Consider the following 16,907-nt stretch of genomic DNA (forward strand, 5'->3'; position numbering starts at 1 on the left):
TTGCAAAACATTCCATGGTTCAAAGCATGTCGCGAAAGGCGAACTGCTGGGACAATGCACCGATGGAAAGCTTCTTTGCGGTGCTGAAGACGGAGTGTTTCTATCGTGCAGGGGAATTGACGGTGGATGAATTGATGAAACAGATAGATGATTATATGGATTACTACAACCGCGAGCGTTGCAGTTTGAAATTGAAAAAGCTGAGTCCTGTCGCATACAGAACCCAGCTTGCACAGAGCGCCTGAATAGGCTTTTATGAGTGTCCAAGATTTGGGGGCCAGTTCAGTTTTCAGACGACCTTTTAAGTAGGCTGAACGGCAAAACAATATGCGAGATAGTTGCGTCAGATTAAAATCCAATCTCCCTACAGATTTCATATATAACCGTGGCTTGTTTAATTGAAACTCTCCTGATCTAAAAATTCTAACTCTATTTCCCGGCAAACTATATCTATGATAAAACCGGTCGGAAGATCATACCTACCGCCTATCAATGCCAGCGTACCTCCATAATCCAAGATTTCATCATCCTGCTTTAATTCGCCAAGCTCCAATACATTTTTGATCTTTTTATCTTGGTTCTTCGTAGCGTATTCATATCTAAATTTTAGATAGCTGAACTGCTTGAATTTAATTTTCACCCAGTCTGAATAACTGGGGGTAGGAAGCTCTTGAGGTAAATCCGGATAATCCACACAATTGACAATGATATGGAGTTCATCATTTTTCAAAGTATAGTTTAATAGAGTGCCCTCATATATATACAGAAATTGATAATCTTTTCTTGGAATAATATAAGTCGTCATATTATTTTACCTTTCAAAAACAATGGTTTTTAAGCAAGTATAGATTGGGGCAAAACCCAACAAGAATTATTGAATCTTCTGCAATGTTTTATTTTCAACCCAATTTATCGCTAAAAGATTACTCTCACTATTAATTTTTATAATTACATTCAAAATTTTATTATAACTTTTTTCTTATACTGAGTTTTTTGCCAATATTCTTGATACATAGCAAGGCAGTCATATATTATTTTGTATAAAGACTCATTTTTTCTTTTTACCCTTTCTATAAATCTGAAATTTATAATTATTTTTTCTTCGGGCAACCAACTCAAATCTTGCATACATTCATCTAGCGCATCGTAATTAAATCCAAAATAATCTGGAAAGTATAACTTCTCACTCATAATTTTTAAAAAACTGCTTGATGTTCCTAAGCTTCCCAAATTAATATCTACAACAAGAATATTATTCATTGCAATATTACACCTCTATAAATGCTTCATAATGATCTGTTGTGTAGCGAGCAACTGGATTAAGGTCCAACAAAAACTATTGAATAATCTTTGGCATCTTATCTTCATATCTGATCTGCTGCAATATCAAAAGGTTTCAGACGACCTTTTATCCTAAACCCAATCAACAACCCAACCGTAGCGTGGGCTTTGCCCACGAAAACCACCACCAAACCTATCTTTAAAAAATTCAAAAAAAAAACTTACCTATCGTCATTCCCGCGCAGGCGGGAATCCGGACCTCGGCATTTCGGAATAATTTCAAAGCTGCCATAACTTTAAACTTCCGGATTCCTGCCTGCGCGGGAATGACGACGATAGGTTAGTCATCTAGGGACGAGAGTGAAGACAATATCCACACTTAACATTTAAACTTCCCGCCAAACAATCTCCAACCGGATAGCCCCATACAATACCAAAGGTCGTCTGAAACTTCTTCAGACGACCTTTCCTTAATTCTCAAACCCGACCAATCAAATACTCCACCAATGCCGGCACGCCTTCCGCCGCGCGTTTCGGAATTACTTCGACATCCGCGCCCACGCCTTGCGGGTTCGGATCGACCAGATAGCATTCCGCATCGGGCGGCGCATAATGAATCAGCGAAGCCGCCGGATAAACCTGCATCGACGTGCCGACAATCATGACCACATCCGCATCTCGCATTTCCTCAACCGCCGCGTCAAACATCGGCACTTGTTCGCCGAAAAACACGATATGCGGGCGCATCGGATTGCCTTGGCTGTCGCGCACATCCTCGGTCTGCTCGCCGGTAAATTCGATGATTTCGCCTTCATCGACGGTACTGCGCAGTTTGTTCAGCTCGCCGTGCAGGTGCAATACTTTGCTGCTGCCTGCCTTCTCGTGCAGCCCGTCCACATTCTGCGTGATGATGTGCACATCGTAATATTGCGCCAGCTTGACCAACGCCAGATGCGCGGCGTTCGGCTCGGCGGCATTTGCCTGAAGCCTGCGCTGGTTGTAAAAATCAATCACGAGCTTGGGATTGCGCACCAAGGCTTCGGGCGTGCAGACATCCGTAACCCTATGCCCTTCCCACAAACCGCCCGCATCGCGAAAAGTCAGCAACCCGCTGTCGGCGCTGATTCCCGCGCCGGTCAGGACAATGCATTTTTTCATTGTTCGGACTCCTTATGCCGTCTGAAACCAATATTGCCAAACGGCTCAATCGTCCGGATGGAACCGCGCGGCTGCACGCTCTTTGGCGGCGGTTTCCTTGTCTTTCAATTTCGTTCCCAGACCAAGGCGTTTTTCATATTCCGATTGCGGCGTATCGTCATCCTGCATACCGAACGCGCTAGCGTTGACCCAAAGCGCGAGAAGCGAAACGACAAAGGCGCAAAAACCTATGATGTACCAAAACATTTGTTTTCCTGTATTTTTGATGTGCAATAACGAAGGGCGCGATAATCGGGAATGAAACGGCAGATTGGAAAGGAGTAAATTCAAATAAGAAATACCTGCCGCGGCAATCACGGTACAAATATTTTCTATTTGAAGCCACTGTCAAACAGTCAAACTGCCTACCCGCCGCCTTTCATATAGCGGTTTGTAAAGATATGAAATGTATCACAAAGCCGATGTGATATAAATTCTCCCGCCTGATTCTTTCATTCGTTTACCTATTATCGGTTTAAAAGCCAAAAGGTCGTCTGAAAAGTTTTCATAACTTTTCAGACGACCTTTATCTATCCTTAAAAACAAAACCCTTATTGATCCACAAACGCGCGCTCAATCAGGTAGTCGCCGCGTACACCGGTTTTCGGAGAGACGGTCAGACCGAAATCGTCCAAAACTTTGCAGGTGTCTTTCAGCATGGCCGGGCTGCCGCACAACATGGCGCGGTCGTCTTGCGGGTTGATTTTGGGCAGACCGATGTCTTCAAACAGTTTGCCGCTTACCATCAGGTCGGTCAGGCGGCCGTGGTGTTCGTAGTCTTCGCGGGAAACGATGGGGTAGTAAATCAGTTTTTCTTTAACCAAGTCGCCGAGGTATTCGTGTTCGGGCAATTCTTTGGTGAAGCGGTCGTAGTACGCCAAATCTTTTTTGTAGCGCACGCCGTGTACGAGGATGATTTTTTCAAATTGCTCGTAAATTTCGGGGTCTTTGGTGATGCTCAAGAAGGGGGCGATGCCGGTACCGGTGCTCAGCAGGTAAAGGTGTTTGCCGGGATTCAGGTCGCCGGCAACCAAAGTTCCGGTCGGTTTTTTGCTGATTAACACGTCGTCGCCGACTTTGAGGTGTTGCAGGCGGCTGGTCAGAGGGCCGTCTTGGACTTTAATGCTGAAAAATTCGAGGTGTTCTTCCCAGTTGGCGGAGGCGACGCTGTATGCGCGCATCAGCGGCTTGCCGTCCACCATCAATCCGACCATGACGAATTGGCCGTTTTCGAAGCGCAACGATTCGTCGCGGGTGCAGGTAAAGGTGAAATACGCATCCGTCCAGTGATGTACGGACAATACTTTTTGGGTATTGAATGCTGCCATTTGAGTTTCCTGTCGGTAAATCCGTCTGATCGCGCGGGTCGGGCGGATGATGGTTTTAAAAGGGTTTTCAGACGACCTGTCTCGCCTGTGAATAGATAATGCCGAATTAGAGCAAACGCGCAATTTTAAACGAAAATATTTATCATCACAATGCTTGTTGTCTAGCAGAAGTCGTCTGAAAATTTTTCAGACGACTTCTCGGACAACGGCTTACTTATCTAACGTTTCGCGGATGATTTCTTTGACGGCGGCTGCATTGTTCGGCACGACTCGGACGCGCTGCGGCAATTTTTCCAAACCTTCCAGCGCGGCGGGGCGCGGAATGGCGACATCGCCGACAGCTTCGTGTATGGTCGCATCGAATTTCGCTGCCAACGCAGTTTCCAAACAAACAACCGTCTCCCCCTCTTCGCGCACTTCGCGGGCGACTTTTACGCCGTCGGCAGTGTGCGGGTCGATGAGTTCTTTATCTTGCTCGTAAACCTGTTTGATGGTGGCGAGGCGGTCTGCGTGTGTGGATTTGCCGGAAGTAAAGCCGTATTTTCCGCCGACTTTATCCAAGGCAAACTGCAAGTCAAAGCCCTTGCCCGCCGCGACTTCCGCCCACAGCGTGTTGATTTCCTGAGGATCGCGATCCATCAGGTCGAACACGAAACGCTCGAAGTTGGACGCTTTGGAAATGTCCATAGACGGGCTGGAGGTAACATAAGTATGCTCGCTGTTGCGCGGGCGGTATGCGCCGGTTTTGAAAAACTCGTCCAACACATCGTTTTCATTGGTCGCAACAATCAGGCGGCGGATAGGCAGGCCCATTTGTTTGGCGATATGTCCCGCGCAAACGTTGCCGAAGTTGCCGCTCGGCACGCAGAAGCTGACCTGCTCGTCATTGCTTTGCGTTGCCTTGAAATAGCCCGCAAAGTAATAAACCACTTGCGCGACGATGCGTCCCCAGTTGATCGAATTGACCGTACCGATATGGTATTTTTCCTTGAACGCAGCATCGTTCTGTACCGCTTTCACAATATCCTGACAATCGTCAAACATACCCTTCACGGCGATATTGTGGATATTTTCATCTTGAAGGCTGTACATCTGCGCACGTTGAAACGCGCTCATCTTGCCGTCGGGCGACAGCATAAATACATTTACGCCCTTTTTACCGCGCAAGGCATATTCCGCAGCCGAACCCGTATCGCCGCTGGTCGCGCCCAAGATATTGAGTTCCCTGCCTTTTTTGTTCAACACATATTCAAACGCGTTACCCAAAAACTGCATCGCCATATCCTTAAACGCCAGCGTCGGGCCGTTGGACAAGGCTTGGATTTTGATGCCGTCCGACAAAGTACGCACAGGCGTGATTTCTTTAGAGCCGAACGCCGCTTCCGTATAAGTACGGTTCACAATATCGCGCAAATCGTCCGCCGGAATATCCGTTACAAACAGGCTCATCACCTCAAACGCCAGCTCCGGATAGCTCAAACCGCGCCACTTGTCCAAAGTCTCGCGGCTGACCTGCGGATAACGCTCCGGCAGCATCAAACCGCCGTCGGGCGCAAGCCCCATCAACAAAACCTCGCTAAACGGTTTATGCGCCGTCTCGCCGCGCGTACTGATATATTTCATGATTTCTTCTCTATAAAAACAAAAATATTGCCGATCAAAACAGGAAACCCGCCTGCGAACCATCCCGCAAGCCGCCCTATCCCGACCTTAATCCACTATAAACTTTCAGACGACCCCGATACACAGAAGTCGTCTGAAAACATTATCTATACAAACGCTTGAAACAAGCATTGACGGTTTTCACCGTTACCGACGCAATCGCCCGATCGCGAGAAGAAGGATTCAAAACATCCATCAACTCTTGTGCGGACACCTGATTCGGCGCCTCCTCGCTCGCGCAGCCGCAGATTTTGTCTTCCCACTCGCGCTGTTTGTCCGCGCTCATCGTCAGCGCGACCAAACGCCACTCATTGCGCTTGTTCAACTCCGAACGGCACTGATGATCGACCGCCATTTTCACCACGCTGCCGCCGATACCCGTACCGCTGCCCAACCCGCCGAACGCCGAGTCAGAATCATAAGCGCAACCGCCCAACAACGCCGCCACAGAAGCAACGGCAACAATCTTTTTCATATTCATAGCCATCCCTTGCCGCAAGGTCGTCTGAAACGCCCCGCAAAGTCTTTAAATAAACGCGTATTATACCGTAAGCGGTGTGAGATGGGGGATTGGGGAAAGTCGGGGTATAATTTCGATATTTATTTAAAAATGGGGCATTTTTAGACATGAATCATTTTAAGAAAAACAAACAGAAACAACTTAGATCACTATTACTTTTGAAATCTTCAGAAGAGAAGGAAAAAGCAAGGTTTATCGATTATTTAGAAATAACTAGTAAATTTTTTGCAGCTTTTGCTGCGCTTGGATTAATACTTGGAAGCTTTTTAACTCATCGCTATTTAAATTTTATAGGACAGCCCAGTATTTTCCCAGAAACAATGGCTTCTTCATCCAGCTTGACTGTTATCTTATTTGTTTTTGCTTTAATTCTCTTAATTTTTGTTTTCCCATTTCTATCCCCATACTTACTAATATCCATTTCAAAAGAATTAAAAGCAGAAGGAATTAAAGTCAAAAATTTATTCCCATCTTTATTTGCTTCAACCTTAAGCCTTCCGATAATAGTAACATGCGCAATTTTTATTGATTCAATTGAGAAATATATATCATTAACATCAATAGTAGATTTGTGCTTTGCATTCACAATATTCTCGCCATATTTTATTTACCTCATACAAGATAAAGTCAATTTCTCTCTCAATACGAAGTTCCGTATTAATTACAAAAAAATCATTACATGCTTGAATTTCGATAAAATTTTTACAGCCTTACTCTATACAATATACTCAACCTATTTAATAATTATATGTTTTTTTGCCTTTATCCCATTACTATTTTGTTTCATTATTTATTACCTTTATTATTTTATAATAAATTTTAGTATTATAAAGAATAAAATTATTTTTATTATACCATATTTAAAATTATTACCAGCACTATTCCAAACATTGCTGATATGTTTATCAATGTTTCTCTATCCAATATTTTTTATAATTTTTGCATCGAACTGGCTTCCGGATGGTTATATTCAATATATCTTTTTGTATTTTTTATATTTCCTCACACTTCTTAATATTTACGCCGTAGCCAATGAAGTAAATTCAAAAAACAAAAATAATATAAATACTTACACCCCTCCGGTTATATTGGCAATAACCTCATTCTTTGCAGCTTCGCTTCTTTCTAATAACTTTGCAACGCATATGCTTTATCCAACTCGTTTTGTAGAAGTTCCCAAAAATTCTTCATGGTACCTATTACACAATAACTTCCAACATAACAACGGCACCCAAGAAATTAACGGGGTCGATAAAAATGATTTATTTAAGTTAAAACAAAATTTCAAATGTTCCATCCTTTCAGAAAAGGAAAAAGGAGAAAAAGGCATTATCTGTTCTTCGATTCCCGAACAGCGTAACAACGCTTTATATGGCTACATGGCTTGGAATCTGGGTGACACCAAAGTTTTCTGCCCACCAACTACTGACAATACCAAAGGAGAAAAAGAAGCTGATAAATTAGCCAATGAATGTGTCGTCATCAGCGGAAAATCCTTGCAAATATTGAATGAAAAATACATCGATATTATGCCCAAAGAGCGTTAATCCCCCCTTTCAGACGACCTGCTATAATCCACGTCGTCTGAAAACCCTCTTTCACGGAAACCGCCATGTCCGATCTTTTCACCCGCCAACCTGATGCGCCGCTTGCCGAACGCCTGCGCCCGCATACGCTTGATGACGTTATCGGGCAGCAGCATTTAATCGGCGAAGGTAAGCCGCTGCGTGTGGCGGTGGAAGGCGGGAAGCCGCATTCTATGTTGCTGTGGGGGCCGCCGGGCGTGGGCAAGACGACGTTGGCGCGGATTTTGGCGCAGAGTTTCAATGCCCAGTTTTTGCCTGTTTCCGCCGTATTTTCCGGCGTAAAAGACATACGCGAGGCGATCGACAAGGCCGAAATCGCCTTGCAGCAGGGACGCGCGACGATTTTGTTTGTCGATGAAGTCCACCGTTTCAACAAGGCGCAGCAGGACGCGTTTTTGCCCCATGTCGAAAGCGGTTTGCTGACCTTTATCGGCGCGACTACGGAAAATCCGTCGTTTGAAGTCAATCCCGCGTTGCTGAGCCGCGCGCAGGTGTATGTTTTGCAGTCCTTGTCTTCAGACGACCTCAAAAAGCTGATTGCCAAAGTATTAGCCTTGCCCGAATACCGGGATTTCACGATTGAAGCCGATGCGCAGGAGCTGCTCGTCAATACCGCCGACGGCGATGCGCGCAGATTGTTGAATTTATTGGAGCAACTTTTACGCGCCGCCGACACACGTCGTCTGAAAACCCTGACCGCCGAATTTCTCGCCGACAGCCTCGGCGCGCAAATCCGCCGTTTCGACAAAGGCGGCGAGAGTTTCTACAACCAAATCTCCGCCCTGCACAAATCCGTGCGCGGTTCGCATCCGAATGCCGCGCTGTATTGGTTCTGCCGTATGCTCGACGGCGGTACCGACCCACGCTACCTCGCCCGCCGCATCGTGCGCATGGCGTGGGAGGACATCGGGCTTGCCGACCCGCGCGCCTTCCAAATTGCCAACGATGCCGCCGCCACCTTCGAACGCTTAGGCTCGCCCGAAGGCGAACTCGCGCTGGCGCAAGCCGTGCTGTACCTTGCCGCCGCCGCGAAATCCAACGCGGGCTACAAGGCATACAACCAAATGCGCCGCTTCGTCAAAGAAAACGCCAGCGACGAAGTCCCCGTCCACCTACGCAACGCCCCGACCAAATTGATGAAGGAATTGGGCTACGGACGCGAATACCGCTACGCCCACGACGAACCGAACGCCTACGCCGCCGGCGAAAGCTATATGCCCGACGGCTTGGACGAACCGGACTTCTACCAACCCGTCCCGCGCGGGCTGGAAATCAAAATTGGCGAAAAGCTGGAATGGTTGAAATCGCTAGATGAAGAGGCGTTGGATAAGCAGAAGTAAATGGCATGGATAAGGTTTCAGACGACCCCAAAGGTCGTCTGAAAATCCAATCATCAAAAGAAAAACCGGATTCCCAGTTGATGGGAATCCGGTTTGTTTTATCCCGCACTTAGAAATTCATTCTCACACCTACGCGGACGGAGCGGCCCGGCAGCGGTGCGATGTATTTAAATAAAAAAGAAACGTTTTCAGACGACCTCTTTTTTATACACCCCCCTTATTTCCGCATCTCAACCAACATCCGACACACGATCAATCCTGCCGCCGCTAAGATTGCGGCGGCAAAGCCGATGTTGGAAATGCCTGCCCACACGGTAACGTAGTGTCCCAAAAGCGCGCCGCCGCCGATACCGACGTTGTAGAGGCCGGAGTAAATCGAGTTGGCTACGTCCGTCGCATCCGAGGCAAAGTCCAATACTTTGGATACCATGCCGAGGCTCAAGACGACGATGGCGATACCCCAGACAAACACCAGCGCGTAAACGGCTATCGGGTAAGCGGCAAGGGGCAGCATGCAGAGCGTCGAAGCCAGAATGACGGATACCGAGGTCATCAGGAATGTGCGTGGGTGTTTGGCAAACCATTTGCCGAACAAATACGACGCGGCAAATCCCGCCAGCCCGTACAGGCTCAAGACGATGGTCACTTGTTCGGGCGCGAAGCCGCCGGCTTGCAGGACGAAGGGTTCGATATAGCTGTATGCCGTAAAGTGGGCGGTAATCAGGAGGACGGTCAGCGCGTAGAGCAGCATGAGGTTTTTACGCTTGAGCAATCCGGGCAGGCTTTTGAGCGAACCTGTGTTCACGCTCGGCAGCAGCGGCAGGTTTTTCGCCAATATGCCCATGACCGCCGCCGCGCACAGTCCGATAAGCAAAAAGCTGAACTGCCAGCTCGAGTGTTGCCCGATAACGCGCCCCAGCGGGATGCCCGCTACCATCGCCATGACCGTCCCCGTACTGAGCAGCCCCAAAGCCTGATTGCCTTTGCCTTGCGGCGCAACGCGCACTGCCAGCGAGGCGGTAATCGACCAAAACACGGCGTGCGTCAGGGCGATGCCGATGCGGCTGACGAGCAGGATTTCGAAACTTCGGGCGAAATAGGAAACGATGTGGCTGATGGTAAAGAACGCGAAGAGAATGAGCAGCAGCTTTCGGCGTTCGATATTTTTCGTTGCCAGCATCAGCGGTAACGACAGCAGCGCGACGATCCAAGCATACACGGTAATCATGATGCCGACTTCGGTCGGCGGCATATTGAAGCTCGCGCCGATGTCGCTCAATAAGGCAATCGGGATATATTCGGTGGTGTTGAAAATGAATGCGCCGACTGCCAGGGCGATGACGCTTAGCCATTGTTTGTTTGTGTTTGCTGACATTAAGGTTTCCCTTTTTATATTTTCCTTCAGGATTTTATCGAATCTGTAATTATACTACTTTCAGACGACCTTCCTACTGCGACGACGCAAATTTTCGCCCTAGACGCTCCCGCATCATCAGCATACAATCTTTGCATGAACACCAAACGCCCCAAGCTCTCCCGTTTTGCCCATATTTACGGCATGAACGGGCAATTCGTCCTGTTGGAACAGCATTCCGAGTGGATGCCGGTCAACGATGCCGACTACGACAATGCACCCGCATTGCCGGAGGGGTTCGTGTTTGCGGATGAAGCGTTCTATACGACCGACGGCAGCGTGCCGCCGCTCGTCCTGCCCGACAACATCAAAATCTTCAACGAAGAAGCGCGCAAACTCGAACGCCAAAGGCTGGACGCGCTGGCTTTGGAAGAGTTGGGCAAAAACCTCGCCGCAGCCCAAGCCGAGACCGATCTCGAAGCCCTGCTCGAAAAAATCGAATTTCATTTAAAACAGGACAATCTGTTCAAATAAAACTTTTCAGACGACCCTCCAAGCAGCAAAGGGGTCGTCTGAAAGATATAGTGGGTTAACTTTAAATCAGTACGGCGTTGCCTCGCCTTAGCTCAAAGAGAACGATTCTCTAAGGTGCTGAAGCACCAAGTGAATCGGTTCCGTACTATCTGTACTGTCTGCGGCTTCGTCGCCTTGTCCTGATTTAGTTAATCCACTATAAAATCGTTGACAATCCAAACCGATTTGGTACATTGTTCAACACTTATCAATCCCCGTTTCCCAACCGACAAAGGAGTCGAGAAGATGTTTTCAAAAAGCGTCAACCTAGCCCAATATGATCCGGAGCTGGCAGCCGCCATTGCCCAAGAAGACCAACGCCAGCAAGACCACGTCGAACTGATTGCTTCCGAAAACTACGTCAGTTGCGCCGTGATGGAGGCACAAGGTTCGCAATTGACCAACAAATACGCCGAAGGCTACCCCGGCAAACGCTACTACGGCGGCTGCGAACACGTTGACGTCGTCGAACAACTGGCAATCGACCGCGTCAAAGAACTCTTCGGTGCGGAATACGCCAACGTCCAACCCCATTCCGGCTCTCAAGCCAACCAAGCCGTGTACGCTTCCGTCCTCAAACCCGGCGACACCATCCTCGGCATGAGCCTCGCCCACGGCGGCCACCTGACCCACGGCGCCAGCGTCAATATTTCCGGCAAACTCTACAACGCCATTGCCTACGGACTGGATGAAAACGAAGTTCTCGATTACGCCGAAGTCGAACGCCTCGCGCTCGAACACAAACCCAAAATGATCGTTGCCGGCGCGTCTGCCTACGCCCTGCAAATCGACTGGGCGAAATTCCGCGAAATCGCCGACAAAGTCGGTGCCTACCTCTTTGTCGATATGGCGCACTACGCAGGCCTGATTGCCGGAGGCGAATATCCCAACCCCGTCCCGTTCTGCGACTTCGTGACCACCACTACCCACAAAACCCTGCGCGGTCCGCGCGGCGGCGTGATTTTGTGCCGCGACAATACCCATGAAAAAGCGTTGAACTCCGCCATCTTCCCAAGCCTGCAAGGCGGTCCGCTGATGCACGTCATCGCCGCCAAAGCCGTTGCGTTCAAAGAAGCCCTGCAACCCGAGTTCAAACAATACGCGAAACAGGTGAAAATCAACGCCGCAGCCATGGCGGAAGAATTGGTCAAACGCGGTTTGCGCATCGTTTCGGGCCGTACCGAAAGCCACGTTTTCCTCGTTGACCTGCAACCGATGAAAATTACCGGCAAAGCCGCCGAAGCCGCATTGGGCAAAGCAAACATCACCGTCAACAAAAACGCCATTCCGAATGACCCGGAAAAACCGTTCGTTACCTCCGGTATCCGCATCGGCTCCGCCGCCATGACCACGCGCGGCTTCAACGAAGCCGACGCCCGAGTCCTTGCCAACCTCGTTGCCGATGTTTTGGCAAATCCTGAAGACGAAGCAAATCTGGCAAACGTCCGCAAACAAATCACCGCGCTTTGCGACAAATACCCCGTTTACGGCGCGTAACCGGCTTGCCCGTTTAAGCATTGTGTAAAACGGAAAGGTCGTCTGAAAATCCTGAAAAAGGGTTTTCAGACGACCTTAATTTCTCATTTCAGACTACAATACCGAATTAAATTCTCTCATCAACCCGACGAACTCTGTCTCATCATAAAAGCAAGGAATACCCATGCACACCGAAGCCGTTTTAACCGTATTGAAAAACCTGCAAAACCAAATCTGCGCCGCGCTTGAGCAAGAAGACGGCGGGGCGGTGTTTGCGCGTGAAGAATGGACGGGCAAATTGGGCGTAGGCGAAACCCGCGTGTTGAAAAACGGCGCGGTATTCGAGCAGGCGGGCGTGAACTTTTCGCACGTGAAAGGCGACAAAATGCCCGCTTCGGCGACGGCGCACCGCCCTGAACTGGCGGGCGCGGCGTTTGAAGCGATGGGTGTGTCGCTGGTGATTCATCCGAAAAATCCGTATGTGCCGACCAGCCATGCGAACGTGCGCTTTTTTATCGCGTATCCGGAAGGCGGCGAGCCTGTGTGGTGGTTCGGCGGCGGCTTTGATTTGACGCCGTTTTATCCGTTTGAAGAAGATATTTTGCATTGGCACACGGTGGCGCGGGACGTGTGCGCGCCGTTTGGGGAAGCGGTTTATCCCGAGTTCAAAAAATGGTGCGACGAGTATTTTTACCTGAAACACCGCGGCGAAACGCGCGGCGTGGGCGGTTTGTTTTTCGATGATTTGAACCGCTGGGATTTCGACACCTGCCTGAATTTCATCAAGGCGGTCGGCGAAGGCTATATCGAAGCGTATCTGCCGATTGTGGCGAAACGCAAAAACACGCCATACGGCGAACGCGAACGCGATTTCCAGCTTTACCGGCGCGGGCGTTATGTGGAATTTAATTTGGTTTGGGACAGGGGTACGCTGTTCGGCCTGCAAAGCGGCGGGCGCACGGAAAGCATTTTGATGTCCATGCCGCCTTTGGTGCGCTTCGAGTATCAATATGCGCCAGAAGAAGGTTCGCCCGAAGCGCGGCTGAACGAGTTTCTCACCGCCCGCGACTGGCTTTCGGAGATGCAATAATGGCGGATAAACAAAAGCCCGACGCCCATCCTTCCGACAAATTCATCCTTGCCATGATTGTGATGGCGGTGTTCCTGGTGATTATCATCGGCGGCGGATTTATCGCCGTAGAGTATTTCAAGGCGCATCCCGAAGTGTTTGAATTGAAGCCGCCCGCGAAATAGTGCAAACAAAGACAAAAGGTCGTCTGAAACTTTTCAGACGACCTTTTTCAGCTTTAAAACCCTGGTTTACAAAACAGCCAAAGCCGAGTCGTAATCAGGCTCGTTGGCAATTTCAGCAACCAGTTCGCTGTGCAAGACTTTGTCGTTTTCGTCCAAAACCACAACGGCGCGCGCAGTCAGTCCGCGCAACGGGCTGTCAGTCAGGGCAACACCATAATCGGCGGCAAAGCTGCTGCGGAAGGTAGACAGGTTCACCACATTGTCCAAACCTTCCGCGCCGCAGAAGCGCGCTTGGGCAAACGGCAGGTCGGCTGAAATGCACAATACGACCGCGTTGTCCAAAGAAGACGCGCGTTGGTTAAAGGTGCGCACGGATTGGGCGCACACGCCGGTATCGACGCTTGGGAAAATGTTCAATACTTTACGCTTGCCTGCAAAGTCCGCCAAAGTTTTGTCGGACAGGTCGCCAGCGGTCAGGCTGAACGCAGGCGCGGTTTGACCAGCGGCTGGCAGGTCGCCGGAAGTGTGGACAGGGTTGTCGTGGAAAGTAATTTGAGCCATAAGGGTTTCCTTTTTTAGGTTGACGAAAAATATTGACGAGGATAGAAGGTTTTTATCTATTTGCCAAGTGATACATAATTAAGGGCAATATGCTCAAATCAGGTCGTCTGAAAAATTTCAGACGACCTTTGTCTATGCACCGTATGCCCGTTCACACCCACAGCCAAGCCCAAACGCTGCGCCCTTCTCCTTGCAGCAACACCAGCGTCCGGCAAGCGGAAGCTGTGTTCATGCACTCCAACCCGATGCCGTGTGCGGCAAGTTCGGCGGCGATTTTGGGATGGAGGAACTGCTGCTTCTCTCCTGTACCAACAATAATGACTTCGGGCAAACCATCCGACTCGGAGCTCGTCTGAAACAGGTCGGCGGCAGTCAGTTCGGACGGCGTTTGCACGTTCATTGCTTCAATTTTACCGTTGCGCCAGATGATGGGCGCGGTGTAGGTTTTGCCGCCCGCTTCGATTGCGCCCGCCCGATAAGCGGTCAGGCTTAGGGTTTCATCAGTTTTGTTTTCTTCAATCAGCATTTTTCTTCCGTTTCTTTCTCGGCTTGATACATCCGTTTCAAACAGGCTTTGCGCCCTTTCGCCGCGTTCCGTAAAAAAGGTGCAAAATCAGGCAATTTCAGGTAGGATGGGCGACTTTAGCCTGCGTCTTCCGCCCTTGCAAAATCGGCATTATATAGTGGATTAACTTTAAACCAGTACGGCGTTGCCTCGCCTTAGCTCAAAGAGAACGATTCTCTAAGGTGCTGAAGCACCAAGTGAATCGGTTCCGTACTATCTGTACTGTCTGCGGCTTCGTCGCCTTGTCCTGATTTAAAGTTAATCCACTATATCAATCCGCGGCGGCGGTGCGTTTCGGGCTTTCTGAATTTCTGTTTTTACTTTTTGATTTAAGAAAATCGGCTCACAAGGAGGCACAATGAAGCCAGTAAACATCGGTCTTTTAGGTTTAGGTACGGTCGGCGGCGGTACGGCTGCCGTGTTGCAGGACAATGCGGCGGAAATCAGCCGCCGTTTGGGACGCGAAGTGCGCATCAGTGCCGTATGCGACTTGAGCGAAGAAAAAGCCCGCCAAATCTGCCCGTCCGCTGCCTTCGTTAAAGACCCGTTCGAACTGGTCGCGCGTGAAGATGTCGATGTCGTCGTCGAATTGTTCGGCGGTACCGGCATCGCCAAAGATGCGGTGTTGAAAGCCATTGAAAACGGCAAACACATCGTTACCGCCAACAAAAAACTGCTCGCCGAATACGGCAACGAAATCTTCCCGCTGGCGGAAGAAAAAAATGTCATGGTGCAATTTGAAGCGGCTGTGGCGGGCGGCATCCCGATTATCAAAGCCCTGCGCGAAGGTCTCGCCGCAAACCGCATCCGCAGCATCGCCGGCATCATCAACGGCACCAGCAACTTCATCCTCTCCGAAATGCGCGAAAAAGGCAGCGCGTTTGCCGACGTATTGAAAGAAGCTCAAGCATTGGGTTACGCCGAAGCCGATCCGACCTTCGACATCGAAGGCAACGACGCAGGTCATAAAATCACCATCATGAGCGCGCTGGCATTCGGTACGCCGATGAATTTCTTCGCCTGCTACCTCGAAGGCATCAGCAAACTCGACAGCCGCGACATCAAATACGCCGAAGAACTCGGCTACCGCATCAAACTGTTGGGCATCACCCGCAAAACCGACAAAGGCATCGAATTGCGCGTCCATCCGACCCTGATTCCCGAAAGCCGCCTCTTGGCAAACGTCAACGGCGTGATGAATGCCGTGCGCGTCAATGCCGATATGGTCGGCGAAACCTTATATTACGGCGCAGGTGCAGGCGCATTGCCGACCGCTTCCGCCGTGGTTGCCGACATCATCGACATCGCCCGCCTGATTGAAGCAAATACCGACCACCGCGTACCGCATCTGGCGTTCCAACCCGCACAAGTCCAAGCGCAAACCATCCTGCCTATGGACGAAATCACCAGCAGCTACTACCTGCGCGTCCAAGCCAAAGACGAACCGGGTACGCTGGGACAAATCGCCGCGCTTCTGGCAAAAGAAAACGTGTCCATCGAAGCCTTAATCCAAAAAGGCGTGATCGACCAAACTACCGCCGAAATCGTGATTCTGACCCACAGCACGGTCGAGAAAAACGTCAAACGCGCCATTGCTGCCATCGAAGCATTAAGCTGCGTGGAAAAACCGATCACCATGATCCGTATGGAAAGCCTGCATGACTGAGCCGAAAAACGAAATGTCCGCTGAAGAGCAAGCCGCGGCGCGTAAAAAAGCAAAAGCCAAAATCCGCACCATCCGCATTTGGGCGTGGGTCATTTTGGCACTGCTCGCCGCGACCGCCCTACTCTCCCAATGCGCCATGTCCAAACCGCAGGCGAAGCAGAACATCTTTGAGTCTTGCGTAAAAAACATCCCCTTTGCCGAAAAATGGCAAAACGATTTGAAAGAAAGGGGCTTGGATTCAAACAACAGCAAACTCGCCGCCGATTACTGCACCTGTATGTGGGACAAGCCTTTGGACAAACTCTCCGAAGAGCAAATCCGCTCCTTAGGAAAACTCAGCCCGCAAGAGCAGCTCGACCTGCTCGGCGGCGCGCAGGCGTTTGAAGAACGCGACAAGCAATGTGTGGCAGATTTGAAGGCAGAATAATCCGGCTTTGACAATGCAAAAGGTCGTCTGAAACTCCGTTTGGTGTTTTCAGACGACCTTTTCTCATATAGGCGGACATCACTCTACCGCTTCACGGTATAATCAGCCCATATCACT

General features: G+C 49.7%; 19 protein-coding genes. 9 read left to right on the top strand and 10 right to left on the bottom strand.

What is annotated here, in order from left to right; translation table 11 throughout:
* A partial coding sequence (locus DBY90_RS10990; RefSeq protein WP_234405084.1) for an IS3 family transposase occupies positions 1–245 on the top strand: 245 nt, incomplete at its 5' end.
* Between the two features lie 149 nt (positions 246–394).
* Here the strand turns inward: DBY90_RS10990 and DBY90_RS10995 are convergent.
* From DBY90_RS10995 to DBY90_RS11025, 7 genes are all read right to left on the bottom strand, one after another.
* Complete coding sequence (locus DBY90_RS10995; protein ID WP_070491216.1) at positions 395–805, bottom strand: hypothetical protein; 411 nt, start codon at positions 803–805, stop codon at positions 395–397.
* Positions 806–954: 149 nt separating this feature from the next.
* Entirely contained in the window at positions 955–1,260 is a 306-nt protein-coding gene (locus DBY90_RS11000; protein WP_070491214.1) for a barstar family protein, read from the bottom strand.
* 498 nt (positions 1,261–1,758) lie between these two features.
* Positions 1,759–2,439, bottom strand: a complete 681-nt coding sequence (locus DBY90_RS11005) for an SIR2 family NAD-dependent protein deacylase (RefSeq protein WP_070491211.1) — start codon at positions 2,437–2,439, stop codon at positions 1,759–1,761.
* A 45-nt stretch (positions 2,440–2,484) separates the two neighbouring features.
* The gene (locus DBY90_RS11010) at positions 2,485–2,685 is read right to left on the bottom strand and encodes a hypothetical protein (RefSeq protein ID WP_003742720.1); all 201 of its coding nucleotides are present in this window, start codon (positions 2,683–2,685) and stop codon (positions 2,485–2,487) included.
* A 344-nt stretch (positions 2,686–3,029) separates the two neighbouring features.
* Positions 3,030–3,806: a ferredoxin--NADP reductase gene (locus tag DBY90_RS11015; RefSeq protein ID WP_003756710.1), complete on the bottom strand. Its 777-nt coding sequence runs from the start codon at positions 3,804–3,806 to the stop codon at positions 3,030–3,032.
* Positions 3,807–4,016: 210 nt separating this feature from the next.
* On the bottom strand, positions 4,017–5,429 hold the full coding sequence (thrC, locus tag DBY90_RS11020; RefSeq protein WP_107987236.1) for a threonine synthase: 1,413 nt from the start codon (positions 5,427–5,429) through the stop codon (positions 4,017–4,019).
* 142 nt (positions 5,430–5,571) lie between these two features.
* Entirely contained in the window at positions 5,572–5,949 is a 378-nt protein-coding gene (locus tag DBY90_RS11025) for a hypothetical protein (RefSeq protein WP_083286688.1), read from the bottom strand.
* A 146-nt stretch (positions 5,950–6,095) separates the two neighbouring features.
* Here DBY90_RS11025 and DBY90_RS11030 point away from each other — a divergent pair, with 146 nt between their 5' ends.
* Both DBY90_RS11030 and DBY90_RS11035 read left to right on the top strand, forming a co-directional pair.
* Positions 6,096–7,535 (top strand): hypothetical protein, encoded by a 1,440-nt coding sequence (locus DBY90_RS11030; RefSeq protein WP_070491205.1) that lies wholly within the window; start codon positions 6,096–6,098, stop codon positions 7,533–7,535.
* A gap of 65 nt (positions 7,536–7,600) precedes the next feature.
* Entirely contained in the window at positions 7,601–8,914 is a 1,314-nt protein-coding gene (locus DBY90_RS11035) for a replication-associated recombination protein A (protein ID WP_003756699.1), read from the top strand.
* 217 nt (positions 8,915–9,131) lie between these two features.
* On the opposite strand, the gene DBY90_RS11040 is transcribed toward DBY90_RS11035, so the two are convergent.
* Positions 9,132–10,289: a sugar transporter gene (locus DBY90_RS11040; protein WP_070491202.1), complete on the bottom strand. Its 1,158-nt coding sequence runs from the start codon at positions 10,287–10,289 to the stop codon at positions 9,132–9,134.
* A 135-nt stretch (positions 10,290–10,424) separates the two neighbouring features.
* On the opposite strand from DBY90_RS11040, the gene DBY90_RS11045 reads away from it, so the two are divergent.
* The 4 genes from DBY90_RS11045 (at position 10,425) to DBY90_RS13220 (ending at position 13,571) form a co-directional block, all read left to right on the top strand.
* Positions 10,425–10,802: a hypothetical protein gene (locus DBY90_RS11045; protein ID WP_070491200.1), complete on the top strand. Its 378-nt coding sequence runs from the start codon at positions 10,425–10,427 to the stop codon at positions 10,800–10,802.
* Between the two features lie 285 nt (positions 10,803–11,087).
* A complete protein-coding gene (gene glyA / locus DBY90_RS11055; RefSeq protein WP_070492679.1) occupies positions 11,088–12,338 on the top strand; it encodes a serine hydroxymethyltransferase in 1,251 nt (416 codons plus the stop codon).
* Between the two features lie 163 nt (positions 12,339–12,501).
* Positions 12,502–13,407, top strand: coding sequence for an oxygen-dependent coproporphyrinogen oxidase (gene hemF / locus DBY90_RS11060; RefSeq protein ID WP_060974416.1), 906 nt, complete (start codon positions 12,502–12,504; stop codon positions 13,405–13,407).
* Positions 13,407–13,571, top strand: coding sequence for a hypothetical protein (locus DBY90_RS13220; protein ID WP_003742700.1), 165 nt, complete (start codon positions 13,407–13,409; stop codon positions 13,569–13,571). The genes hemF and DBY90_RS13220 overlap by 1 nt, the downstream gene beginning before the upstream one ends.
* Before the next feature lie 66 nt (positions 13,572–13,637).
* Here DBY90_RS13220 and tpx read toward each other — a convergent pair whose 3' ends face one another.
* Positions 13,638–14,132, bottom strand: coding sequence for a thiol peroxidase (gene tpx, locus DBY90_RS11065; RefSeq protein ID WP_070493290.1), 495 nt, complete (start codon positions 14,130–14,132; stop codon positions 13,638–13,640).
* Between the two features lie 151 nt (positions 14,133–14,283).
* Positions 14,284–14,658 (bottom strand): Mth938-like domain-containing protein, encoded by a 375-nt coding sequence (locus DBY90_RS11070; RefSeq protein ID WP_070493293.1) that lies wholly within the window; start codon positions 14,656–14,658, stop codon positions 14,284–14,286.
* 397 nt (positions 14,659–15,055) lie between these two features.
* Here DBY90_RS11070 and DBY90_RS11080 point away from each other — a divergent pair, with 397 nt between their 5' ends.
* Both DBY90_RS11080 and DBY90_RS11085 read left to right on the top strand, forming a co-directional pair.
* The gene (locus DBY90_RS11080; protein WP_070492492.1) at positions 15,056–16,363 is read left to right on the top strand and encodes a homoserine dehydrogenase; all 1,308 of its coding nucleotides are present in this window, start codon (positions 15,056–15,058) and stop codon (positions 16,361–16,363) included.
* Positions 16,356–16,790 carry a hypothetical protein gene (locus DBY90_RS11085; protein ID WP_070492493.1) on the top strand — a complete coding sequence of 145 codons (435 nt, stop codon included), beginning with the start codon at positions 16,356–16,358 and terminating at the stop codon, positions 16,788–16,790. Before DBY90_RS11080 ends, DBY90_RS11085 begins: the two co-directional genes overlap by 8 nt.
* Positions 16,791–16,907 lie beyond the last annotated feature (117 nt).

It is taken from the genome of Neisseria mucosa (assembly GCF_003044445.1).
GTDB classification, from domain to species: domain Bacteria; phylum Pseudomonadota; class Gammaproteobacteria; order Burkholderiales; family Neisseriaceae; genus Neisseria; species Neisseria mucosa_A.